At 61.9% G+C, this 24,456-nt stretch carries 20 protein-coding genes; 6 read left to right on the forward strand and 14 right to left on the reverse strand.

The window, feature by feature from the left end; genetic code table 11:
* Positions 1–25 precede the first annotated feature (25 nt).
* The 6 genes from AACW87_RS17670 to AACW87_RS17695 form a co-directional block, all read right to left on the reverse strand.
* On the reverse strand, positions 26–1,948 hold the full coding sequence (locus AACW87_RS17670; RefSeq protein WP_241325684.1) for a PTS mannitol transporter subunit IICBA: 1,923 nt from the start codon (positions 1,946–1,948) through the stop codon (positions 26–28).
* 455 nt (positions 1,949–2,403) lie between these two features.
* Positions 2,404–3,450 (reverse strand): heparan-alpha-glucosaminide N-acetyltransferase domain-containing protein, encoded by a 1,047-nt coding sequence (locus AACW87_RS17675; protein ID WP_241325685.1) that lies wholly within the window; start codon positions 3,448–3,450, stop codon positions 2,404–2,406.
* Between the two features lie 21 nt (positions 3,451–3,471).
* Entirely contained in the window at positions 3,472–4,065 is a 594-nt protein-coding gene (locus AACW87_RS17680; RefSeq protein WP_241325686.1) for a TetR/AcrR family transcriptional regulator, read from the reverse strand.
* A gap of 391 nt (positions 4,066–4,456) precedes the next feature.
* Complete coding sequence (locus AACW87_RS17685) at positions 4,457–6,523, reverse strand: exoribonuclease II (protein WP_241325687.1); 2,067 nt, start codon at positions 6,521–6,523, stop codon at positions 4,457–4,459.
* A 100-nt stretch (positions 6,524–6,623) separates the two neighbouring features.
* Complete coding sequence (locus AACW87_RS17690) at positions 6,624–7,523, reverse strand: LysR family transcriptional regulator ArgP (RefSeq protein ID WP_043557421.1); 900 nt, start codon at positions 7,521–7,523, stop codon at positions 6,624–6,626.
* Between the two features lie 266 nt (positions 7,524–7,789).
* Positions 7,790–8,413 (reverse strand): acyl-homoserine-lactone synthase, encoded by a 624-nt coding sequence (locus tag AACW87_RS17695; protein ID WP_098980858.1) that lies wholly within the window; start codon positions 8,411–8,413, stop codon positions 7,790–7,792.
* A 62-nt stretch (positions 8,414–8,475) separates the two neighbouring features.
* On the opposite strand from AACW87_RS17695, the gene AACW87_RS17700 reads away from it, so the two are divergent.
* The 3 genes from AACW87_RS17700 (at position 8,476) to AACW87_RS17710 (ending at position 12,188) form a co-directional block, all read left to right on the forward strand.
* The gene (locus AACW87_RS17700) at positions 8,476–9,258 is read left to right on the forward strand and encodes a LuxR family transcriptional regulator (protein WP_042868909.1); all 783 of its coding nucleotides are present in this window, start codon (positions 8,476–8,478) and stop codon (positions 9,256–9,258) included.
* Positions 9,259–9,460: 202 nt separating this feature from the next.
* On the forward strand, positions 9,461–10,081 hold the full coding sequence (gene lysE, locus AACW87_RS17705) for an L-lysine exporter (RefSeq protein WP_241325688.1): 621 nt from the start codon (positions 9,461–9,463) through the stop codon (positions 10,079–10,081).
* Positions 10,082–10,208: 127 nt separating this feature from the next.
* Entirely contained in the window at positions 10,209–12,188 is a 1,980-nt protein-coding gene (locus tag AACW87_RS17710; protein ID WP_241325798.1) for a bifunctional 2',3'-cyclic-nucleotide 2'-phosphodiesterase/3'-nucleotidase, read from the forward strand.
* 75 nt (positions 12,189–12,263) lie between these two features.
* On the opposite strand, the gene AACW87_RS17715 is transcribed toward AACW87_RS17710, so the two are convergent.
* From AACW87_RS17715 to hslR, 8 genes are all read right to left on the reverse strand, one after another.
* On the reverse strand, positions 12,264–12,740 hold the full coding sequence (locus AACW87_RS17715) for an outer membrane lipoprotein (RefSeq protein WP_043140749.1): 477 nt from the start codon (positions 12,738–12,740) through the stop codon (positions 12,264–12,266).
* 138 nt (positions 12,741–12,878) lie between these two features.
* Entirely contained in the window at positions 12,879–13,331 is a 453-nt protein-coding gene (locus AACW87_RS17720) for a GNAT family N-acetyltransferase (protein ID WP_043140752.1), read from the reverse strand.
* A gap of 124 nt (positions 13,332–13,455) precedes the next feature.
* Positions 13,456–13,851 (reverse strand): nitrous oxide-stimulated promoter family protein, encoded by a 396-nt coding sequence (locus tag AACW87_RS17725; protein WP_172955208.1) that lies wholly within the window; start codon positions 13,849–13,851, stop codon positions 13,456–13,458.
* A 112-nt stretch (positions 13,852–13,963) separates the two neighbouring features.
* Positions 13,964–15,766: an aminopeptidase P family protein gene (locus AACW87_RS17730; protein ID WP_241325689.1), complete on the reverse strand. Its 1,803-nt coding sequence runs from the start codon at positions 15,764–15,766 to the stop codon at positions 13,964–13,966.
* A 33-nt stretch (positions 15,767–15,799) separates the two neighbouring features.
* Positions 15,800–16,465, reverse strand: coding sequence for a GntR family transcriptional regulator (locus tag AACW87_RS17735; RefSeq protein ID WP_043140759.1), 666 nt, complete (start codon positions 16,463–16,465; stop codon positions 15,800–15,802).
* A gap of 178 nt (positions 16,466–16,643) precedes the next feature.
* Positions 16,644–18,269, reverse strand: a complete 1,626-nt coding sequence (gene pckA, locus AACW87_RS17740) for a phosphoenolpyruvate carboxykinase (ATP) (RefSeq protein ID WP_043140762.1) — start codon at positions 18,267–18,269, stop codon at positions 16,644–16,646.
* Between the two features lie 149 nt (positions 18,270–18,418).
* Complete coding sequence (hslO, locus tag AACW87_RS17745) at positions 18,419–19,303, reverse strand: Hsp33 family molecular chaperone HslO (RefSeq protein WP_181003608.1); 885 nt, start codon at positions 19,301–19,303, stop codon at positions 18,419–18,421.
* Between the two features lie 108 nt (positions 19,304–19,411).
* Complete coding sequence (gene hslR, locus AACW87_RS17750; protein ID WP_043140769.1) at positions 19,412–19,810, reverse strand: ribosome-associated heat shock protein Hsp15; 399 nt, start codon at positions 19,808–19,810, stop codon at positions 19,412–19,414.
* Positions 19,811–20,024: 214 nt separating this feature from the next.
* On the opposite strand from hslR, the gene exeC reads away from it, so the two are divergent.
* The 3 genes from exeC to exeE are packed head-to-tail and all read left to right on the forward strand — an operon-like array spanning position 20,025 to position 24,436.
* Complete coding sequence (gene exeC / locus AACW87_RS17755; protein ID WP_277606814.1) at positions 20,025–20,873, forward strand: GspC family type II secretion system variant ExeC; 849 nt, start codon at positions 20,025–20,027, stop codon at positions 20,871–20,873.
* A gap of 21 nt (positions 20,874–20,894) precedes the next feature.
* Positions 20,895–22,931, forward strand: a complete 2,037-nt coding sequence (gene exeD, locus AACW87_RS17760; RefSeq protein ID WP_241325691.1) for a GspD family T2SS secretin variant ExeD — start codon at positions 20,895–20,897, stop codon at positions 22,929–22,931.
* Positions 22,931–24,436 (forward strand): GspE family T2SS ATPase variant ExeE, encoded by a 1,506-nt coding sequence (gene exeE, locus AACW87_RS17765; protein WP_043557433.1) that lies wholly within the window; start codon positions 22,931–22,933, stop codon positions 24,434–24,436. Before exeD ends, exeE begins: the two co-directional genes overlap by 1 nt.
* Positions 24,437–24,456: the final 20 nt, after the last annotated feature.

The raw sequence follows: 24,456 nt of genomic DNA on the forward strand, positions 1-24,456 counted from the left end.
TACAACCAAAGACGATGAAGGACGATTACGCAGCCTGTTCGGCACCCAGCAGATCCAGAAACTCCTGGGGATCCTGGGTGCTGGCCAGCCGGTCGATGAGACCGGGTTCATCCAGGGCATTGGTCAGGCGGGTTATCACCTGCATGTGTTCGTCGTTGCGGGCGGCGATGCCGATCACCAGTCGTGCCACTTCATCGGCCGCCTCGCCGAAGGCGACCCCGGCCGGATACTGGCAGATGACGATGCCGGTACGCTTCACGAACTCCTTGGCGGCTATGGTGCCGTGGGGCACGGCGATGGACTCGCCGAGGTAGGTGGAGACCAGCTGCTCGCGCTCCAGCATGGCGTTGACGTAGTCGGGCGCCACGTAGCCCCGTTCTGCCAGCAGCTTGCCGGCAGCCCGGATGGCGGCCTCCTTGTTGTCGGCCTTGAGCCCCAGGTGCACGTCCTGACGACTCAGGGTGAACACTTCGCTGGCTTGCGGCTCGTAGTGGTCGTCGTTGGCCGCCACCAGCAGCTGCGGGTGGGCGACGTCATCGTTGGCGGCCTGGGTCAGGCTCTGCACCAGCTCCTGATAGAGGCCGTTGTCGAGGAAGTTGGTGAGCGAGATGTGGTGGGCATTCGGCGCATGGCGACGGGCCCGCTCGGTCAGATCCTTGTGGGTGATGACCCAGTCCACCTGATCGTCGAGCTGATCGATGGCGCGGTTGGTGACGCTGATGTCGAGGCCGGCGGCCTGCACCCGCTTGCGCAGCAGGCCGGCGCCCATGGCGCTGGATCCCATGCCCGCATCGCAGGCGACGACTATGTTGCGCACCGCCATCAGTTCACCGCCCGGCTTCTTGGCTGCTGCGGTCTCGGGCTTGGCGCCCTTCATGGCTTTCATCTTGCGGGTGGCTTCACCGAGGGCATCGGCCTCGTCGGCTTCCGGCTGCTGGGCACGCACGAACACGGCGGCGACCAGGAAGGAGACGGTGGTGGAAGCGACGATGGAGAGCAGCACCCCGATGAGGGAGGCTTTCGGTGTCATCAACAGCACGGCGAAGATGGAGCCCGGTGAGGCGGGGGAGACCAGTCCTGCGTTGAACAGGGTCAGGGTGAAGACCCCTGTCATGCCGCCGGCGATCGCCGCCAGTATGAGGCGCGGGTTCATCAGCACATACGGGAAGTAGATCTCGTGGATGCCGCCGAAGAAGTGAATGATGGAGGCACCGGCGGCGGACTGCTTGGCGGCACCGCGACCGAACACCATGTAGGCCAGCAGCACGCCCATGCCCGGACCCGGGTTCGCTTCGATCAGGAAGAAGATGGAGCGGCCATGCTCGGTCGCCTGCTGGATCCCCAGCGGCGAGAAGATGCCGTGGTTGATGGCGTTGTTGAGGAACAGGATCTTGGCCGGTTCGACGAAGATGGAGGTGAGCGGTAGCAGGTTGTTGTCCACCAGGAAGCCAACGCCACCGGCCAGCACGCCGGAGAGTACCTTGACGAAGGGGCCGATCACGAAGAAGGCGAGGATCGCCAGCAGCATGCCGATGAGGCCGGCGGAGAAGTTGTTGACCAGCATCTCGAAGCCGCTCTTGACGCGGCCTTCCATCACCTTGTCGAAGCGCTTGATGGCCCAGCCACCCAGCGGGCCGACCATCATGGCACCCATGAACATGGGGATGTCGGTCCCCACTATGACGCCCATGGTGGTGATGGCACCGACTACGCCGCCCCGTTCACCGCCCATCAGCTTGCCGCCGGTATAGCCAATCAGCAGCGGCAGCAGGTAGGTGATCATGGGGCCGACCAGCTTGGCCAAGGTTTCGCTTGGCAGCCAGCCGGTGGGGATGAAGAGTGCGGTAATGAAGCCCCAGGCGATGAAGGCGCCTATGTTGGGCATGACCATATTGGACAGGAAGCGTCCAAAATTCTGTATCTTGACTTTGGTATCCGGTGATAACATGTCGGGACCCCGTTTTAAGCCTGTTTGATTAAAAGTGGTAGTCGGGATGACGGGTTTTGCCGAACCCCCATCCCAGTCGTCTAAGCAACTTCAATCTACCAGCTTGTGATCAAATTAGGCTGAAAACGGGGTGTCTTGTGACACACCTCTCAAATACCCAGACCACCCCCCTCCCTTCATGGTGACGCCGATCACATTCATGCGCTGTAGTTCGGCTACATTTCGATCTTTCCTGCCGAGTACGCAGATTTAATGTGATCAGTATCACCTTATGTGGTTTGCGCAAACTGGCTGTCAATGTGATGTGAATCACAAATACATTATTTGTATTCAAATGGGGCGATCTCAGTGACCCCAAATCAGCGAGTCAGGACGATGAGTCCTTCGCTTTATGTCATTAATCACCAATGAATCAATTATTTTGTAACCCACTTTCAGTTTTCCACTCAGCTCCTTCAGCCGCACAGCCGGCGCATCACCCCCTCCAGCAGGCCCCGATCGAAGCGTTGACTCCACAAATTGGCAAACAGCAGTGCCGCCAGGGCGAAGAGGGCGGCGGCCAGCACCACCTCGGGCAGATCCTGCCCCTGCAGCCAGCCCAGCGCCTCCAGCACGCCCATGCCGATCATGATGTGGGCAATATAGAGGGTCAGCGTCTGCCGTCCGACCGGCAGCCAGACCCGCCACCAGCGCGCATGGGGCAGGGCGCGGCCGAGCCAGAGGCAGAGCGCGATCAGGGTGCTGGCCGCTCCCATGCCGAACAGCAGGTAGAGCGGGGCCGGAGGTATGGGTTGGGTCGCCAGCAGAGGCGCCAGCTCAGGCTGGGGAAACAGTGTCAGCAACCAGAGCGACAGCCCCTTGGCCAGCCCCATGGCACTCAGCCCGCCGACCAGCAGCCTGCGCTGTACGGTTGCACTCGCGAGGGCCTGGCGGCTCAACCAGAGGCCGTAGAGCAGAAAGCCCAGCCAGGGCACCACGGGGTGCCAGCCATTGAACAGCAGATTGCGGACAAAGCCGTGCAGGGTCCAGAACTCGGGATAGCTGAAGCTGTGCCACTGCCAGCCCTGATCGTAATTGAAGTGAAACAACAGGCTGACGAAGCCCGCCGCCAGCAGGGGGATCAGGGCCAGCAGCCAGAGGGAGGGCAGCCGCAGACAGCAGACCCCCAGCAAGAAGTAGACGGCGTAGTAGTGAATGATGTCGGCGGGAAACACCAGGTAGTTGAGCAGCCCCAGGATCAGCAGGAACAGAGCCCGCCTGGTGGTGTGGCGCATGGCTGCCGGCCAGCTCAGCTTGCGGGTCGACAGACCCAGGCCTATGCCTGCCAGCACCACGAAGCTGGCGGCGGAACGCCCCTCCAACGCATCCAGCAGGGCTTTGAGCCAGTCAGGCCCGCCCGTCAGCACTCCCATGGCGATGCGAAAGTTCACCAGCACCATGCCGAGCAAGGCCAGGGCGCGGGCCAGATCCAGTCCTTCCAGTCGATTGAGCGGGGAGGTCATGATGGCGACTCCTTGGGGTGATCAGCTGGCCGGGCCCAGCAGCAAGTCCAGCAGCTGGGGCAGTCGTTGTTCGACCGGCGCCTGCTCCGGGTGCAGGGCCAGGGCGTGGCGCAGGGCCTGCCCCTCCAGTGCATCCAGCAGCAGCTGGGCCGTGAGATCCGGCACCAGGCGGGCAGCCAGCTCCCCCGCCTGCTGGCCACGGCGCACCGCAGCGGCCAGGGCATCACACAGCTGGCGCTGGTTGCTGGCAAAGGTGGCCGCCATCTCGGGGTGGCGGGTCAGCTCGGCCAGGATCTCGGTGCCGAGCAGCAGGTTCTCCGGGGTCAGCGACCAGGCCAGGTAGCCGGCGGCGAAACGGGCCAGCGCCGCGCGGGCCGGTCCCCGGGTCAGCTCATCCAGCAGGGGTTGCAGCTCGGCCGCCTCCAGCGAAGCGATCAGGGCGATCAGCTCCTCCTTGCGGGCGAAGTGGTTGTAGAGGTTGCCCAGACTCACCCCGGCGGCGGCGGCTATGTCGCGCATCCCGGTCTGGTGGAAGCCCCGCTCGATGAAGCAGCCGAGGGCGGCGTGGATGATCTGCTCCCGCCGCTGCTCCAGGCGGTTGTGATTGATGGACATGCTCTGCTTCCCCTCTGCTGGTCCAAGTTTAATGAGCGAACGTTCGTTCATTTATGGTGTTCACCTTATCCCCGGTGTGAAAAATAAGCAAGCCACTGGTGGCCAAGAGGACGCACCTTCTCGGTCGGCAGGCTCAGGGGCAAGCCATGCCTCCGCCGAGCAGCCCTTAACCCAGCCTTCAAGCCGGTCAGCGCCGTGACTGAAGAGGATGTGCGCTCCCCTGGCCATCGCCTCATAGGGCCGCCTCTCAGCACTCGCCTGTTGGCTCAAAGGGGCCATGGAGAGGGCTGGTTGCGGGCGGGGCATCCTCTTCCTGCTGGCCGTGAACAACGGCCATAAAAAAGCCCGCAGGGTTGCGGGCTTTATGGATATCCAGTTGCTGACGCCGGGCTTATTCCGCCTTGGGGGCGGCCTCTGCAGGAGCGTCAGTGCTCTCGGCTGCAGTGCTCTCGGCTGCAGTGCTCTCGGTCACTGCGCCGTCGGCCACAGGGGCTTCCGGTGCTGGGCCCGGCACCAGCTCCACCGCCGGCTTGGCGATGAGGGAGCGGGTATCTTCCACCGCCTCGGTCAGCTTGACCTCGATGATCTGGCCCAGCTCATAGACCACTTCGGTCTTGTCCAGGTAGACGCGGCCGTTGTCCCAGTTGCACTCCAGCCGCTCCTTGTTGTCCAGGATGTGGCGGGCGGGCATGAAGACCACGGCGCCGTTTTCCTGCAGGCGCAGTTTGAGACCGGCGCGCATCACGTCGATGATCTCGGCGTTGAACACCTTGTCGGTGCCGGCATCGGCCTTGAGGTAACGGACATAGAGCCAGTCGCCGATGTCGCGCTCCACCCTGCGGTGCAGGCGGCGGCACTCGGTCAGGTGCTCGGTCAGCTCCTGGCTTGGGCGCTCACCCGGGGTCTTGCCAGCGATGACGGCCTTGAGCAGGCGATGGTTGACCATGTCGCCGTACTTCCGAATAGGTGAAGTCCAGGTGGCGTAGGCATCCAGCCCCAGGCCGTAGTGGGCACCCGGCTCGGCGGACATCAGCGCATAGCTCTGGAAGCGGCGGATCTTGCCGTCCAGCCAGCGGGTATCCAGGCTGTCGATCCAGCGGCGCAGGGCGCAGAAGCCGGACAGGCTGGCGATATCGATCTTCTCGAACGGGGCCTCAGCGCTTTTCAGCAGGTCGATGGCGCCGTCGAGGGACTCTTCATCGAACCCTGTGTGGACGTTGAAGATGCCGTAGCCGACGCTCTTGCCCAGCACGCGACCGGCGCAGATGTTGGCGGCGATCATCGACTCTTCGATCATGCGGTTGGCGATGCGGCGCGGCTCCACGTGGATGGCCAGCACGGCGCCGTTCTCACCCAGCTCGAAGTCGTAGTCGGGTCTGTCCGGGAACACCAGGGCGTGCTCGGTACGCCATGCGATGCGTGCCTCCGTCATGGCCTTCATCAGTGGCAGCTGGGCCATGACGTCTGCGTCTATGTCCAGTGCCTTGCCATGCTCGGCCCAGTCGGAGACCTCGTCATAGTTGAGGCGGGCGTGGGAGCAGATGCGGGCGGCGAAGAATTCGGTCTCTTCCAGCAGCAGGCCATCTTCGGCGATCAGCAGGCGGGCGCACAGGGTGTTGCGCTCCTCGCCCTCTTTCAGGGAGCAGAGCTCGTCCGAGAGGGTGCGCGGGATCATGGGCACGTTGCGGCCCGGCATGTAGACGGTGAAGGCGCGCTGGGCGGCTTCCTTGTCCAGCTCGCTGCCTTCGGCCACATAGGCGGTCGGATCGGCGATGGCGACCAGCAGTTCCCAGCCGTTGTCCAGCTTGCGGATGGCCAGGGCGTCATCCATGTCCTTGGTCTTGGCGCCATCTATGGTGAAGAAGGGGGTCGCGGTCAGGTCGGTGCGCGGCAGCTCTTCCTCTTCGATGACGTTCCACTCGGGCAGGTCGGCCGGTTCAATCTGGGCCAGGTTGTGGCGCGCCAGCACCACCCACCAGGGCACGTTGTGGTCTTCCTGATCGGCGATCTTGTGGCTGATCTCGGCGGAGAAGTTGCCATCACTCAGGGCGTGGCGCTTGAGGGTCGCTACCACCCAGTCCCCTTCCTTGAAGGACTTCTCATCCAGACCCTTCTTGGCGCGGGCCTTGATGGCGTCCTTGATCAGCGGATGGTCCGGCACCACGTTGAGGCGATCGCGGAACATCTTCACGCGACCGACGAAGCGGGTCACCGCCTGCTCCAGCAGGGCATCCGGCTCGGCCACTTCCTTCTCTTTTTCGGTACGGATCAGGGCGCTCACCCGGTCACCGTGCATCACCTTCTTCATGTAGGGAGGCGGCACGAAATAGCTGGTCTTCTCATCGACTTCCAGAAAGCCGAAGCCCCGGTCCGAGGCGCGGATCACACCCTCTTTCTTGGGGATGTTTTCGCGGATTTGTTGCTTGAGCTGGGCCAGCAGCGGATTGTCTTGGAACATAAGTGAGGAACCTGAAGTGGAAAACCTGGGTGGAGACCTGATGAAGGATCGCCCAGCACTATACGTTTTTACCCCTCCAAAGCCAAGGTGAATGGCCCCGTCAGCCCCTGTGCAGTGCGTGGCGCCCCTGATCGATCAGGCGCTGGGAGATCTGTTTGTGCAGCCCGCGCTCCAGCACCCAGCGGTGCCAGTAGAGCCGCTCGACTAGGTGATGTTGCGGGCTGAGATCGAGCAGGCTGCCCTGGGCCAGCTGCTGGCGGATCTGCAGTTCGGGGATGAGGCAGTAGGCGAGCCCCTGCTCGGCCATGGCGACGAAGGCCTCCGACGAGCGCACCGTGTGGCAGGGATAGCCGCCGGGCTCCAGCCCGAAGTGGCGTGCCATGAAACTGACGTGCATGTCGTCACGCTGATCAAACGCCACCGCCGGCGCCTTGGCCAGCGCTGCCCGGGTCATGCCATTTGGAAAATGGCGAGCGACGAAGGCGGGGCTGGCGGTGAGCAGGTAGTGCATCTCGCCGAGCTCGTCGACGCAGCAGCCCGCCAGCGGCTGGCCGTGCAGGCTGACGGCGCCGAAGGCCTGCCCCTCGCGCACCCGGTCCAGGGTGCGGCACTCGTCATCCACCAGCAGGTTCAGCTCTATGGGGTGCTGTTCCAGCAGAGGTGCGAGGGCTGGCAGGAACCAGGTCGCCAGACTGTCGGCGTTGACCGCTATGCTGACCCGGATCGGGGCCTGGGGTTCGTCGGGTGCTATCTCGCCGGCCAGCTCCAGTTCCAGCTGACGCACCTGGCGGTAGTGGGCCAGCAGCTTCTGGCCGAGGGGGGTCGCCTGCAACGGCTGGCTGCGAATGAGCAGCGGCTCGGCGAATTGCTGCTCCAGCTGCTTGATGCGCTGGGAGATGGCGGACTGGGTGATGTGCAGGCGCTGGGCGGCCCGCTCGAAGTTCTGTTCCTGCATCACGGCATCCAGCGCCAGCAGCAGCTTGTAATCTAAGGCCTTCATCAGCTTTCCTTATCCGTACAGGTATTGAGAAGGGATGCTACTGGAGTGGCGACCGCAGGACAACGCTGCGCTGGCCGGATCGCCGACAGGCCCGGCTGGCGTGGTGTGCGGGGTGAAAGCGGGTTTGTCACTGTGAGATGTGACAGTGGTGGTCAAAAGATATTCAGGAGATACTCTTTTGCGTCCGTTTTTGCATGGGGTGGAAACGGGCCATAGCGAGAACTTTTAATCCCGGGTCTTATCCCGGGATTTTTTTATGGCGACTCTCACTCAGTGACCAGCTCGCGGGCATCGGCATACTCGCCCTGCATGGGCTGGCCGACGGCACGGGCGAAGCGCTCATCCAGATGGAAGCGGATACCGACCCCGCGCACGGCGCCCAGATCCACCGCCTGACGGTGGCCGAGCCGCTCGATGGGCAGGCCGAGACGGCGGAAGATGCGCTCCACCGGCAGGCTGACCACGGCGACCAGTTCCCGGATCCCCTTCGCCCTGGCGAAGGCATAGACCTCGCGGAAGATGATGCAGGTCAGCTCGCTCACCCCGTTGCCCATGCGCGGCGCCCGGTTGGCGTCGATGGCGAGGCGGGTCAGTTCCCAGACGTCGTTGCTGCGCGGTGGCGCCTCACCGGCGAGGGCGCTGGGGAATATGCTGGGCAGCATGTAATCCTGGGCGCAACTGAGCAGCCGGATGCAGCCACACAGGCCCTCTTCGTCCTCGATCAGCACCCAATGGGTGTCCGGGGTATCGAAGCTGTCCTGCTCCAGACCACGGTGGGACTCCACATCCCAGCCGAGGCGATCGGAGAAGACGCGATTACGGAAGCGATAAAGCTCGTTTTCTACCTCCCATCTGGGGTGTTCTTTTAATTTTCCTTTGAAAACAAGCATTCAGATGTCTCCATTTCAGTGTTCGGCGCTATAATCGAGGCCCTGGCCAGGGGGGCTAGCATATGAAACAAGACCAACTGCTTGAGTACCTCGAACATTTCACTTCGGTAACGGACGGGGATCGTTTGGCCGAGTTGATCGGTCGGTTCACGCTCGGTATGGGCTATGACTACTACCGGTTCGCGCTGATCATTCCCATGTCGATGCAAAGGCCCAAGGTGGTGCTGTTCAATCAGTGCCCCGACTCCTGGGTGCAGGCCTATACGGCCAACCATATGCTGGCCTGTGATCCCATCATTCAGCTGGCCCGCAAGCAGACCTTGCCCATTTATTGGAACCGGCTGGAAGGACGGGCGCGTTTTCTGCAAGAGGGCAGTCTGGATGTGATGGGGTTGGCGGCGGAGTTCGGGCTGCGCAACGGCATTTCGTTTCCGCTGCACGGTGCGGCGGGGGAAAACGGCATACTGTCGTTCATCACCGCCGAGCGGGCGTCGAGCGACCTGCTGCTGGAGTCCTCGCCCATCCTCTCCTGGATGTCCAACTACATCTTCGAGGCGGCGATCCGGATTGTGCGGGTCAGTCTGCGGGAAGATGACCCTCAGGAGGCCCTGACTGACCGGGAAACGGAATGCCTGTTCTGGGCCAGTGAAGGGAAAACGTCGGGTGAAATTGCCTGCATCCTGGGGATCACGGAACGAACCGTGAACTACCACCTCAATCAGGTCACCCGTAAAACGGGGTCGATGAATCGCTACCAGGCCATCGCCAAGGGGGTGAGCAGTGGCATTTTGCTGCCCAATCTGGAGCAGGTCGTTGTCACCAACTTCCCCAAGCTGATGCAATAAAACCCAATGATTCTCGGGGCAGAGCGACAGGCTCACAATTGTCAGATCATGCAATTGACAGTTGGTGCCGGATGGAATTCATCCCTGCCCTCAGGAATCCTGCTGATTAGGAAAATGAATCCATCAGCAGATTTATGAATTTCTCTGAACACCCCGCCGCCCTTTATAGTGCCGTCCAATCCCTCTTCTGGACGTTCAATCCATGTTCGCAACTAGCCTGCAAGGCTTCACCCTCGGCCTTGCCATGATCATTCCCATCGGTGCCCAGAACGCCTTCGTGCTGAGCCGGGGCATACACCGCAACCACCATCTGCTGGCGGCGACGCTCTGCTGCCTGTGCGATCTCGTGCTGATCGGGATCGGGGTGTTCGGCGGGGCCAACCTGCTGGCGGCCAGCCCTATCGGACTGGCGCTGCTGACCTGGGGCGGCGTGCTGTTTCTCGGCTGGTTCGGCATCCGTTCCCTGCGCAGCGCCTGGCGCGGGCAGGGGGCTGCGCTTGCGGACTCGCCACAGTTGATGGGGGTCAAGAGCGTGCTGGCCATGACGCTCGGGGTGACCCTGCTCAATCCTCACGTCTATCTGGATACCCTGATGCTGCTCGGCTCCTTCGGCAGCCAGTTTGCCGAGGAATTGCGGCCGGCCTTTGCGGCCGGGGCCATGCTGGCCTCCCTGGTCTGGTTCTACAGCCTGGCGTTTGGCGCGGCTGCGCTCTCGCCCTGGCTTGCCCGCGGCAGGGTTCAGCAAGCTATTGATACTATTGTTGGTTTCATCATGCTGGGGTTGGCGTTGCAACTGGCGAGCGGGGCTTTGCTGGCCTCATAAGGCTATTTTTGTGCCGTACCTCATAAAAATTAATCCCGGCTTCATGCCCTGACATATTCGTCTGTTAAATTCCCGTCGCTGGTAAAGCGACACTCATAATAAAAGGGATAAGACAGTGAATAAAACCATGAAGCTGGGTGCTATTGCAGCCATCGTGCTGTTGTCTGCCTGTAGCAACGAAAACGACAGCAAGGCGCAACCGGGAGCGGTTGCCCTGCGTCTGATCCAGACCTCCGATATCCACTCCAACGTGCTGGGGTATGACTACTACCAGAACAAGGAGGATCGCAAGTTTGGCTTCTCCCGCACCGCGCTGCTGATCCGCGCGGCCCGCGCCGAAAACCCCAACAACCTGCTGCTCGACAACGGTGACCTGATCCAGGGCACGCCGCTGGCGGATTACATCTTCGAGCAATCCGGTGTCGGCTACCTCGACAAGCAGGCCCATCCTGTGTTCAAGGCGATGAACGAGATCGGCTATGACGCCGGCAACCTGGGCAACCACGAGTTCAACTACGGGCTGGATTACCTCACCAAGACACTGCAGGGCGCCAAGTTCCCCTATGTGAACGCCAACGTGTTCGAGGCGAGCGCTTTCAAGCGCGATGCCAAGGGGCAGATCGACTGGAGCGGCAACAAGTTCAAGCCCTACCTGCTGCTTGAGCGCAAGGTGAAGGATGACAAGGGCCAGCTGCAGACCGTCAAGGTGGGCATACTGGGACTGACCCCGCCGCAGGTGCTGCAGTGGGACAAGCGTCATCTGGAGGGCAAGGTGGTGGTGGCCGACATGGTCGAGACCGCCAACCACTATGTGCCCGAGCTGCGCGCCAAGGGCGCCGATATAGTCGTGGTGGTGGCCCATACCGGCATCAACGCCAGCAGCTACGAGGCCATGATGGAGAACTCCGCCTGGCATCTGGCCAAGGTGAAAGGGGTGGATGCCCTGATGCTGGGCCACGCCCACAAGAACTTCCCGGGCGACTTCCCGGATCTGCCGGAGGTGGACAACCAGGCCGGTACCCTGAGCGGCGTGCCGACCGTGATGCCCGGCTACTGGGGCAACCACCTCGGCATCATAGACCTCACCCTGCAGCAGGTAGACGGCAAGTGGCAGGTGAAACAGAGCCAGGCCAGCCTGCGCAAGATCGACTCCAGCGAGGGCAGCGCCGTGGATCAGCGGGTGGTGGACCTGGTGCAGGCCGATCACGACGCCACCAACCAGTGGCTGGACGAGCCGCTCGGCAAGATCACCTCCTCCATCCACAGCTTCTTCGCCCTGGTGCAGGATGACCCTTCGGTGCAACTGGTGAGCGATGCCCAGCGCCGCTACGCCGAACAGCTGCAACAGGACGGTCTGCTCAAGGAGTCCTACCCGATCCTGTCGGTGGCGGCGCCCTTCCGTGGCGGTCGCAACGGCATCAATGACTTCACCTACGTGGCTCAGGGCGACATCTCCCTGCGCAACGTCTCCGACCTCTACATCTACCCGAACACCCTGCAGGTGGTCGAGGTGAACGGGGCCACCGTCAAGGAGTGGCTGGAGATGAGCGCCGGTCAGTTCAACCAGATAGATACCGGCAAGACAGAGGTGCAGTGGCTGGTGAACGAGAAGTTCCCCACCTACAACTTCGACGTGATCGACGGGGTGAACTACGAGGTGGATATCACCCAGCCGGCCCGTTACAGCAAGGAAGGGGCCAAGGTCAGCGATGGTCAGCGCATCAGCGGGCTCACCTTCAAAGGCCAGCCCATGGATCCGGCCCAGAAGTTCTACGTGGTGACCAACAACTACCGCGCCAGCGGTGGCGGCCACTTCCCGGGCATAGACGGCAGCAACATAGTGCATGAAGATCCCTCCGAGACGCGGGAGATCATAGCCCAGTACCTGAAGGCCCAGTCTGCCGACAACCCGGGTGGTTTCAGCCCGGCGGCCAACAACAACTGGCACATGAAGGCACTGCCGGCCAACGTGGACGTGCGGCTCTACTCCTCTCCCCGCGAAGAGGCCAGGCAACTGGCCGGTGCGGATCTGGAGTACAAGTCCACCCTGCCGATGGACGATGCCAAGCACCCCGGCTACGCCATCTTCCGCCTGATCCGTCAGTAATGCCTGACTGATACCGGCGATAAAAAAAGCCCTCGCAGTGCGAGGGCTTTTTCGTGGGCGGCTGCTGGCCTGTGCTTAGTTCACCACGGCCACGTTGATGCTGCCGTTGCCCTGGGTCATGCGTACCCGGGCGCCCGGCACGAAGGTGGGGCTGGCTTTTTGCACCACCACGATGGATTCGCCGTTCTCTTTCTTGATCTCGAGCTCGACGCCATCGACCTGATTGAACTTGTCACCGGCGGCCTTGCCGGCGGCGGCCCCGGCGATGGCGCCACCGGCGGCGGCGATGTCGCTGCCGCGACCGCCCCCTATGGTGCTGCCGAGCAGGCCGCCGACCACGGCGCCGCCTATGGTGCCGACCAGGGAGTTCTCATCGGCCTGGATCTTGACCGGGCGGGTGGAGAGTATGGTGCCGTAGCTGACGGTCTGGACCTGCTTGGCGCGATCCTTGGTATAGACATCACCGGAGTAGACGTCGCTGTTGGCACAGCCGCTGAGGGTGGTGGCTGTGGTGGCGGCCAACAAGGCGATAAGGGTGATACGTTTCAACATGATGGGCCTCCTGGGCTGGCATCTGATCTGGTTAATTCGGTCAGTGAGTTCAACTTTACGCCAACCGGATTGGGCATGAAACCAGCAAAGTGTAACCAATTATAAGACCCGGGCGCCGCAAATCCCGTCAGCAGTGGCTCAGCCGAGCCGTTTTTCCAGCAGCAGGCGATCCTCGCCCGGGCCGAAATAGTCGCGCTCCTCGGCCAGTTGCTGATAACCGAGTCGAAAGTAGAGGCGTTGGGCCGGATTGGCGGGATCCACCGTCAGTTTGATCCGATCGATCCCCAGTTTTGCCAGTCCCTGCTCCACCTGCAGCATCATGCGCTCGGCCAGGCCGAAGCCGCGCGCCTCGGGCAACACAGCCAGGGAGAGCAGCCAGCCCTGCGACCGATCCTGTCCCAGCCCGCCCAGGGCATAGCCCAGCAGTTTGCCGTCCAGCTCGGCCACCAGCAGCAGATCGGGCCAGAGATCCATGGCCTGACGGAAGAAGAAACCGGGGTAGACATCCTCCCCGAAGACGTCGACGTCTATCTGCCAGATGGCGTGCATGTCGGCGTGGCGGGCCACTCTCAAAACGGGGGGCTGATGCATCCGGGCTCCTGTCATTGCGTACGTGCTGCCGTGCGGCAGTCAAAAAGGAGTGACAGGTTAGTGGGCCATCCGGGCTGATGCAAGCGGGTCTGGTGATGGGGGCGGGCGTCGCAGCTTGCCCGGTTCAGGGCGGCAGGGGCCGGTTGCTGGGCAATCTGGGGGCCTTGCGGCGGCTGTCCAGCAGGTGGCGCAGGGCGAGCCAGGGGTGATGCCACAGCATGCGCGGGCCGCTCCACTTCATGATCAGCTGTATCTGTTTGCGCATGGCCGGGGCGTAGCAGTGGATGTTGCAGTTGGCACAGGTGGGTTTGTGGCCGTGGCCATAGCGGCAGCGCCGCAGGCGCTGGTGGGCGAAGGCTTGCAGCTGCTGGCAGTGGCGGCAGGCGGGATCCTGATGATGGTGGTCGCAGTAGAGGCGGATCATGGCGCTGACCGTCTGCTGCTCCCGCTTGAGCCTGGGGTGCTCGGGTGCCTTGCGGGCACGGGGCTGGCGCACGGGATCGGGGTGATGGGTTTTCATGGGGGTCATTGTCCTGACCTGCCCCGGCGGGGTCTTGATACAGGTCAAGCCGGCGGGCAAAAAAACAGGGCCCGCGGGCCCTGTCTCATCAGACAACTCTGCTTGTCTGCGCTTAGATGAGGCTGGTTGCCTGTTCCAGCCAGGCGAGATCCTCGCCCTCCAGCAGCGGGCTCAGGCGGCGGAACACCTCGACATGGTATTCGTTGATCCAGCGGAACTCGGCCGGGCTCAGCAGGCTGCGCTCGATGAGGCGGGTATCGAACGGCACGTAAGTCAGCCGCTCGAAGCCCAGCATCGACAGCTCGCCGATCTGCTCCTGCTCGGTCACCACCACCAGGTTCTCGCAGCGGATGCCGAACGCATCTTCCCGGTAGTAACCCGGCTCGTTGGAGAGCACCATGCCCGGCTGCAGGGCCACCAGGCTGCCCTTGGGGGCGATGCGCTGCGGGCCTTCGTGCACGCTCAGGAAGTGGCCGACGCCGTGGCCTGTGCCGTGGTCATAGTTGTAACCGGCCTGCCACAGCGGCATGCGGGCCAGTACGTCGAGCTGGATGCCGGCGGTGCCGCGCGGGAAGCAGGCCTGATCCAGCGCGATATGACCCTGCAGCACCCGGGTGAACATGGCCTTGTGCTCGTCGGTGACCTCACCCACCTTGACGGTGCGGGTGATGTCGGTGGTGCCGTCCAGATACTGGGCGCCGGAGTCCACCAGATAGATGCTGTCCTGACCGAAGGCGCGCGGTGTGCCGTTGGTGTGACGGTAGTGGCACATGGCGGCGTTGGGGCCCAGTGCCGAGATGGTATCGAAGCTCGGCTCGACGTAGTGCTCCTGCTCGTGGCGGAAGGCTTCCAGCTGGTCCGCCAGTGTGCCTTCGTCCACCCCTTCAAACTCGCCGGCGGCGATCAGCCGATCCAGCCAGGCGAGGAAGCGGGTGACGGCGACGCCATCGCGCAGGTGGGCGCGCTGCATGCCGGCCAGCTCAACGGCGTTCTTGCACGCCTTCGGCAGCATGGTCGGATCCTGGCCGGCCACCAGGATGGCGCCCGCCTCTTCCATGATGAGCTGGGTCCAGGCGTTGGCCGTGTTGGGGTCGGCCAGCACTTTTTGCTGGTCTTCCCCTATGCGTTGCAGCACATCACCCAGCTTGTCGATGGGGTAGACGGAGACATCCTGCCCTACGTGCTGGCTGAAGGCGAAGCAGTCGATCTTGTCGGTGTCGACGAAGAAATCCATGCTGGTGTTGGCGTAGAGCACGGCAAAGCCCAATACCACCGGCAGCCGCTCCACGTCGCGACCGCGCAGGTTGAGCAGCCAGTTGATGGGCTCGGCCTGGGTCAGCAGCACCGCATCCAGCCCGCGTTTGCGCAGATCGCTGGCCAGCAGTTCACGCTTGGCCTGGCTCGACTGGCCCGCCAGCTCCTCGCTGTAGAGGATGACTGGGGTCTTGGTGGGGGCGGGGCGATCGCTCCAGTGCAGGTCTATGGGGTTCTGCTCCACGCGTACCAGCTCGATACCGCGCTCGGTCAGCACGGCCCTGGCGTTTTGATACCAGGCCAGGCTGTGCAGGCGGGCATCGAAGCCGACCCGGGAGCCGGACGGCAGCTGATCCGCCAGCCACTGGACGTGGGGATCTTCGTTCAGATGGAGAAATTCAAACTGCTCGGCCGGTGCCTGCATGCGGGCCTGCACCGTGTAACGACCGTCGATGAACAGGGCCGCCCGCTGCGCCATTATGATGGCGAGCCCGGCGGAGCCGTTGAAACCCGTGATCCAGTCCAGACGCTCGGCGTAGGCGGGAATGTACTCGCCCAGGTGCTCGTCATCGTGGGGGACTATGAAGGCGTCCAGCTCTTGTGTGGCCAGTGTGGCCCTGACCTGGGCGACGCGGGTTTCAATAATCTCGAAATGATTCATGTCGTTAATGCCAGATTGTTGTGATGTGAGTGTTCATTGGTGGTGGCCGCTGTCCAGGATCCGCTTGACTGACTGGCCAGCCGCCTCGATATGTTGCTTGAGCAGCACCACGGCCTCGTGTTTGCGACGGGCGCGGCACAGTTCCAGCAATTGGGCGTGTTCACGCTCGGCCTTGTCCACTCCATCGCTGGCAAACAGCAGCTCGAAGCGCACATAGCGGTCACAGCTCAGATTGATCTGGGCGATCAGCTCCAGCGCCTGGGGGCGGCCGGCAGCCTGATAGAGGGTGGCGTGAAAACTGTGGTTCAATTCGGCCCAGTGTTCGATCTGGGTGCCTGACTCGAGCGCCTGATCAAACTGGGCGAGGATGGCCTGTGCCTTGACGAAGGTCTCCTCCGTCATCATATCCACGGCGTGAAACAGGGTATCGGCTTCCAGCAGGGCTCGCAAATAAAAGAGCTCCTCGATGGCCGAGGCGTCCAGCATGGTGACCACGGCGCCGCGGTGGGCCTCGAACTTCACCAGCCCCTGGGCCTCCAGCTGCATCAGGGCTTCGCGCACCGGAATGCGGCTCACCGCCAGCTCCTTGGCGATGGCATCCTGACGCAGGGGGGCGCCGGCGGGGAATTCGCCACGCAGGATCCGGCCACGGAGATTTTCCATCACCATCTGGGTTCGGGTCTTGTAGGGTGGGGTCATGATCGGGTCACAGGGGATTCGTTACAAAATTGTATATTGTATAAAGTTGGGCTGAATCTAACGCGCAACCGCCCACAAGGCAAGGTTTGGCGGGGATCAAACGCCGTCCTCTGGTTAAAAAAATACCGGTCAGCAGGGCTGACCGGTATGGATGTCGGCAAGAGAAGGGAGGCTGGTGTTACAGCTGTGGACCCGCAGCAACCAGGCGCTTGCCCTCTTCGTTGTCGGTGAAGCGCTCGAAGTTCTTGATAAAGCGCTGGGCCAGATCCTGGGCCTTGGCATCCCACTCGGCCTTGTTGGCGTAAGTGTCGCGCGGGTCGAGGATCGCCGGGTTCACGTCGTGCAGCGCAGTCGGCACTTCCAGATTGAAGATCGGCAGCACCTTGGTCTCGGCCTTCTCGATGGAACCGTCCAGGATGGCGTCTATGATGGCGCGGGTATCCTTGATGGAGATACGCTTGCCGGTGCCGTTCCAGCCGGTGTTGACCAGGTAGGCTTCTGCGCCGGCCGCTTCCATCCGTTTCACCAGCTCCTGACCGTACTTGGTCGGGTGCAGGCTGAGGAAGGCCGCACCGAAGCAGGAGGAGAAGGTTGGGGTCGGTTCTGTGATGCCACGCTCGGTACCGGCCAGTTTGGCGGTGAAGCCGGACAGGAAGTGGTACTTGGTCTGCTCCTTGGTCAGCTTGGAGACAGGGGGCAGCACGCCGAAGGCATCGGCGGTCAGGAAGATCACCTTGTTGGCATGACCCGCCTTGGAGACCGGCTTGACGATGTTCTCGATGTGATAGATGGGGTAGGAGACACGGGTGTTCTCGGTCTTGGAGCCATCATCGAAGTCGATGGTGCCATCGGCGGCAACGGTCACGTTCTCCAGCAGCGCATCGCGACGGATGGCGTTGAAGATGTCCGGCTCGGCTTCCTTGGAGAGCTTGATGGTCTTGGCGTAGCAACCCCCTTCGAAGTTGAACACGCCGTCGTCGTCCCAGCCGTGCTCGTCATCGCCGATCAGCTGACGCTTGGGATCGGTGGAGAGAGTGGTCTTGCCGGTGCCGGAGAGGCCGAAGAAGATGGCCACGTCGCCGTCCTGACCCACGTTGGCGGAGCAGTGCATGGAGGCAATGCCGCGCAGGGGCAGGAAGTAGTTCATCATGGAGAACATGCCCTTCTTCATCTCGCCACCGTACCAGGTGCCGCCGATGAGCTGGATCTTCTCGGTCAGGTTGAAGGCGACGAAGTTCTCGGAGTTGAGACCCTGCTCCTTCCAGTTCGGGTTGGTGCACTTGGCACCGTTCATCACCACGAAGTCAGGTTTGAAGGCTTTCAGCTCTTCATCGCTCGGGCGAATGAACATGTTCTTGACGAAGTGAGCCTGCCAGGCCACCTCTGTGATGACGCGCACGGCCAGGCGGGTATCCGGGTTGGCACCGCAGAAGCCATCGACCACAAACAGGCGCTTGCCGGAGAGCTGTTTGGTCACCAGGGATTTCAGATGTGACCACACTTCCGGGGTAATAGCTTTGTTATCGTTTTTACCCTGGTCAGACCACCACACAGTATTCTGGGTAGTAGCGTCTTTGACGATATATTTATCTTTCGGGGAGCGGCCGGTGAAGATGCCGGTGTTTACGTTGACGGCGCCCAGCTCGGTCACCACGCCGCGCTCGAACCCTTCCAGGTCAGAACGTGTCTCTTCCGCGAAAAGCTGATCGTAAGAGGGGTTGCGAACGATTTCTTGGCTGTTTTTGATACCGTACTGGTCCAGTCCTAATTGTTGGGCCAGGGTGGGTTCTGCCACGATTGTCATTGTATTCTCCTGGGTTCAGAGGTTTGTAGGGTTCTATCTGGCGTTCATCCTATCACTTAGGTGGTAGAGTTTAGCGATCGCCATCAAACTTTATAAAATAGGGTATTTTTTTGTTATTTAAGTTAAAGGCGGGTTTTGCCCGCCTTTAATTAGTGTAACTTGTTTGCATCATTATCGGGAGCCCTGCTGAACAGGGTTTCGACATCGATCCCGTCGAATTGGTACTGGGCGCCGCAATAATCACAATGCATGTCGATCTTGCCGAGCTCCTGCACCATCTCCATCACCTCTTCCTTTTCTATCTGCAGCAGGGCCCCTTCGCAGCGTGCGCGGGAGCAGGTGCAGCGGAACTCGACCGCCTGCGGATCGAACACCCGCACCTTGTCCTGGTGATAGAGGCGGTAGAGGATCTCTTCCGCTTCCAGGCCGAACAGCTCTTCATCCTTGATGGTGGCGGTGAGCTGGGTCAGGTGATCGAAATCTTCGCTGTGATCCTCGCTCTGGGCGGGCAGCGCCTGCAGCAGTATGCCGGCGGCGCGGGGCTCACCCTGGTGGTAGCCGGTACGGATCCACAGCTTGGTGGCCAGCTGTTCGGACTGGGCAAAGTAGTGCTCCAGGCAGCCTGCCAGGGTGTCGGCGTCCAGCGCTATGATGCCCTGGTAGCGCTCGCCCTGCTCCGGGGTGATGGTGATGATCAGCTGACCTTCGCCGATCAGGCTCTGCAGCTTGCCATCGCTCGGCAGCTCGCCCTCAAAACGGGCCACGCCGCGCAGTTGCTGGTTGTTGTCACCGTTGATGACGGCGAGGCGCACCGGGCCATCGCCCTGCAACTGCACTGTGATGGAGCCTTCAAACTTGAGGGTGGCGGTCAGCAGGCTGGTGGCAACCAGCAGCTCACCCAGGAGTTTTTGCACCTGCACCGGGTAGTTCTGGGCTTCCACCACGTGGCGGTAGGTATGGTCCAGCTGGACCAGCTCACCCCGGACTTCGTACTCTTCAAACAGATAGCGATACAGGAGATCTTGGTTACTCATCATGCATTCCTGGGTTCTTAGGTGAGGTAAATAGATAAAAACATTATTAAACAGGTGGTTAGGAACTAATCCCATTTCCTGTCGTCATAAAAGGGCCACGTTGGCGAGTCAGTATTGCTTGACCTTGATCAGCTGGCGCCGCTCCTGCTTGTCGGGACGACGCTCGGGGCTCGGGGCAAACTGGCTGTTGAAGCGGCGCGCCTCGCTGTTCTCGGCCCGTTTTTTCAGGCTGGCTTCCGTCTCTTCGTAGAGCAGCTGGGCCAGCGGGGCTGACTTGCGCTGTTCGCTCACTTGCAGCACCCGCACCTCCCGTTCGTCCTGGCCTTGCCAGACACGGATGAGGGCACCGGCTTCGACGGCCTTGCCCGGCTTGCTGCGCTGGCCGTTGTAGTGCACCTTGCCCCCTTCAATCTGCTCACGGGCCAGGCTGCGGGTCTTGTAAAAACGCGCCGCCCACAACCATTTGTCGAGGCGGACCTGGGTTGTGGTTTCTGCGGGATTCGGCATGAATCGACTCCGGGATGGCTGAAAGGGGAGCCTGATTATACCAGAGGCAGGCCTCGGGATAGAAACGGGGGGGCTTATGGTGTGACGGAATGTCAATTTTCGCAGCATCATCCCATCCGGTCGGTTGTCTCTGGGTCCATTGCCGTACACAATAGCCAACCGATTTGGATGCCAGAATATATTGATAAACATGACGCTACCGTTCAGGGATGACTTGTTGAGCTCCCTTCTGGCCCGTTGCAAAACCGTGCCGCTCTCCCGTTTCAGCCAGCCCCTGTTCTGGCTTCTGCTGCTGTTGCTGGCCCACCAGTGCGCCGGTCTCACCTGGCGTCTGCTGGATCTCGGCAGCCAGCAGGCCAGCCAACCCTGGCAGCCGGCCATGGTCGCCAGTCAGGGCCAAGGTTCGGCCCGGCTCGATCTCAGCGGCATCAGCCGGCTATCGCTGTTCGGCAAGGCGAAGCAACAGGCCCAGGCGGCCGATGCTGTCGCAGCCGATGCCCCCAAGACTCAGCTCAACGCCCAGCTCAACGGTGTGCTGGCGAGCTCAGATCCGGCCAAATCCATCGCCATCATCGCCCACAACGGCGTGCAGAACTCCTATGGCATCGGTGATTTCATCGATGGCACCCAGGCCAAGATCCGTCAGGTGTTCGCCGATCGCGTCATCATAGAGCTGGACGGGCGGGACGAGACCCTGATGCTGGACGGGGAAGAGTACGGAAAGCCGTTGCCCAAACCGGGCAATCAGGATGACAAGCTCTCCTCGGTGCGCAGTGAACTGCTGGGCAACCCAGGCAAGATCACCGATTACCTCAATATTTCCCCGGTGCGGGTAGATGGCCGCATGGTCGGCTATCGCCTCAATCCGGGCAGCAATCCAGAGCTGTTCAATCAACTCGGTCTGGTCGCCAACGACATGGCGGTCAGCATCAATGGCCTGGATTTGCGGGATAACGCTCAGGCCATGCAGGCAATGCAGCAGGTGGCTGGCGCCACGGAAATGACCGTCACCGTCGAGCGGCAAGGACAGCTCTACGACGTTTATGTCGGCTTGTCAGAATAATGATTTGGAGTAGCACCAAGAATGATAAATAAAGGGAAGGGCTGGCGTCTGGCCACGGTTGCGGCAGCGCTGATGATGGCGGGCTCCGCCTGGGCCACCGAGTATTCTGCCAGCTTCAAGAATGCCGACATCGAAGAGTTCATCAACACGGTCGGCAAGAACCTGAGCAAGACCATCATCATAGAGCCTTCGGTGCGCGGCAAGATCAACGTCCGCAGTTACGACCTGCTCAACGAGGAGCAGTACTACCAGTTCTTCCTGAGCGTGCTCGACGTCTATGGCTTTGCCGTGGTGCCCATGGATAACGGTGTGCTCAAGGTAGTGCGCTCCAAGGACGCCAAGACTTCGGCCATTCCAGTGGTGGATGAGACCAACCCGGGCATAGGCGACGAGATGGTGACCCGGGTGGTACCGGTGCGCAACGTCTCGGTGCGCGAACTGGCGCCCCTGCTGCGTCAGCTCAATGACAACGCCGGTGGCGGCAACGTGGTCCATTACGATCCCTCCAACGTGCTGCTCATCACGGGCCGTGCCGCCGTGGTCAACCGTCTGGTGGAAGTAGTACGCCGGGTCGACAAGGCGGGCGATCAGGAAGTGGATATCATCAAGCTGAAATATGCCTCCGCCGGCGAGATGGTGCGGCTGGTGACCAACCTCAACAAGGATGGCAACAGTCAGGGCGGCAACACCTCCCTGCTGCTGGCCCCCAAGGTGGTGGCCGACGAGCGTACCAACTCTGTGGTGGTCAGTGGCGAACCCAAGGCGCGGGCCCGCATCATACAGATGGTGCGCCAGCTCGATCGGGATCTGCAGAGCCAGGGCAACACCCGGGTCTTCTACCTGAAATATGGCAAGGCCAAGGACATGGTGGAGGTGCTCAAGGGCGTCAGCTCCAGCATAGAAGCGGACAAGAAGGGCGGCGGCACCACCACGACAGCGGGTGGCGGCGCCAGCATAGGGGGTGGCAAGCTGGCCATCTCTGCCGACGAGACCACCAATGCCCTGGTCATCACGGCCCAGCCGGATGTGATGGCCGAGCTGGAGCAGGTGGTCGCCAAGCTGGATATCCGCCGCGCCCAGGTGCTGGTTGAGGCGATCATAGTCGAGATCGCCGACGGCGACGGCCTCAACCTCGGGGTCCAGTGGGCCAATACCAACGGCGGCGGCACCCAGTTTACCAATACCGGTCTGCCTATCGGTTCGGTGGCCATTGCCGCCAAGGATTACCAGAAGAACGGCACTACCACGGGTCTGGCTGCCTTGGCGAAAGACTTCAACGGCATGGCGGCCGGTTTCTACACCGGCAACTGGGCCGCGCTGGTAACGGCGCTCGCTACCAACACCAAGAGCGATATTCTCTCCACCCCGAGTATCGTCACCATGGACAACAAGGAAGCCTCCTTCAACGTCGGCCAGGAAGTGCCGGTGCAGAGTGGCTCCCAGAGTTCCACCACCAGCGATCAGGTGTTCAACACCATAGAGCGCAAGACGGTGGGCACCAAGCTGGTGGTGACGCCGCAGATCAACGAAGGGGACTCCGTGCTGCTCACTATCGAGCAGGAGGTCTCCAGTGTGGCGAACAAGCCAGCGGAGGGTACTGCAACACTGGGTCCCACCTTCGATACCCGCACCATCAAGAACGCCGTGCTGGTGAAGAGTGGCGAGACTGTGGTGCTGGGCGGCCTGATGGATGAGAAAACCAGTGAAACCGTCTCCAAGGTACCGCTGCTCGGGGATATCCCTGTGCTGGGCTATCTGTTCCGCTCTACCAACAACAGTACTTCCAAGCGCAACCTGATGGTCTTTATCCGGCCCACCATATTACGGGATGCCAACGTCTACTCCGGCATCTCCAGCAACAAGTACACCCTGTTCCGGGCCGAGCAGATCGAGGCGTCCTCTCAGGAGGGTTATCTCACCTCGCCCAAACGCCAGGTGCTGCCTGAATATGGCCAGGATGTGACCCAGTCGCCCGAGGTACAGAAGCAGATCGAGCTGATGAAGGCGCGCCAGCAGGCGACGGCCGACGGAGCTCAGCCATTCGTGGGTAACAAGTAATGGCAGCGTACCAGCTCGATGACACGAGTCTGCCTGCGGCCCTGCCCGAGCTGCCGTTCGCCTTTGCCCGCAACTTCGGTGTCGTCCTGACCGAGCGGCAGGGGACCCCCCTGCTGCTGTGTCGTCCTGGGGTGGCGCCGCAAACCCTGCTGGAGGTGCGGCGGGTGGCGGGCTGCGCCTTCGAGGTGGAGCAGCTCGGCAGTGACGAGTTTGAAGAGCTGCTGATGGCGCACTACCAGCGCGACTCCTCCGAGGCGCGCCAGCTGATGGAAGATCTCGGCAACGAGATGGACTTCTTTGCCCTGGCGGAAGAGCTGCCCCAGAGCGAGGATCTGCTGGACGCAGATGACGACGCCCCCATCATTCGCCTCATCAACGCCATGTTGAGCGAGGCGATAAAAGAGGAGGCGTCTGACATCCATATCGAGACCTTCGAGCGGGTGCTGGTCATTCGCTTCCGCATCGATGGCGTGTTGCGGGAGATACTGCGTCCTCATCGCAAGCTGGCTTCCCTGCTGGTGTCGCGCATCAAGGTCATGTCGCGGATGGACATAGCCGAGAAGCGGGTGCCCCAGGATGGCCGCATCTCGCTGCGTATCGGTGGCCGGGCGGTGGACGTGCGGGTGTCGACCATGCCGTCCAGCTACGGCGAGCGGGTGGTATTGCGTCTGCTCGACAAGAACAACGTGCGCCTCGAGCTCAAGCAGCTCGGCATGACGCTGGCCAACCGCAACATCATCAGCGAACTCATTCGCAAGCCCCACGGCATCATATTGGTGACGGGCCCGACCGGTTCGGGCAAGTCCACCACCCTGTATGCGGCGCTCTCCGAGATCAACTCGCGGGATCGCAACATTCTCACGGTGGAAGACCCTATCGAATATGACCTGGAGGGTGTGGGTCAGACCCAGGTCAACACCAAGGTGGACATGACCTTCGCCCGCGGCCTGCGCGCCATTCTGCGTCAGGATCCGGACGTGGTGATGGTGGGGGAAATTCGCGACCTCGAGACCGCCCAGATAGCGGTGCAGGCGTCGCTGACCGGTCACCTGGTGATGTCGACCCTGCACACCAACACCGCCATAGGTGCCATCACCCGGATGCGGGACATGGGGATAGAGCCTTTCCTGCTCTCCTCGTCCTTGTTGGCTGTGCTGGCCCAGCGGCTGGTGCGCACCCTCTGCCCGGATTGCCGTGCCCCGCGCCCCATCACGGAGCAGGAGCGTCTGGCCATGGGCATGGAACTGGCGCCGGATCAGCAGGTGTGGCGGCCGGTTGGCTGCGAGCAGTGCAACCACACCGGCTATCGCGGCCGGACCGGCATTCACGAGCTGGTGGTGATCGACGAGGCGGTGCGCGAGGCGATCCACAGCGCCAGCGGCGAGCTCGCCATCGAGCGGCTGATCCGGGACCATACCCCCAGCATACGCCGCGACGGCATCGACAAGGTGCTCAAGGGGCAGACCAGCCTCGAAGAGGTGCTGCGCGTGACCCGGGAAGATTGATGTCCGGTCAGGCAAGCGAT

This window comes from Aeromonas sp. MR7 (assembly GCF_963899385.1).
Lineage (GTDB): Bacteria > Pseudomonadota > Gammaproteobacteria > Enterobacterales > Aeromonadaceae > Aeromonas > Aeromonas bestiarum.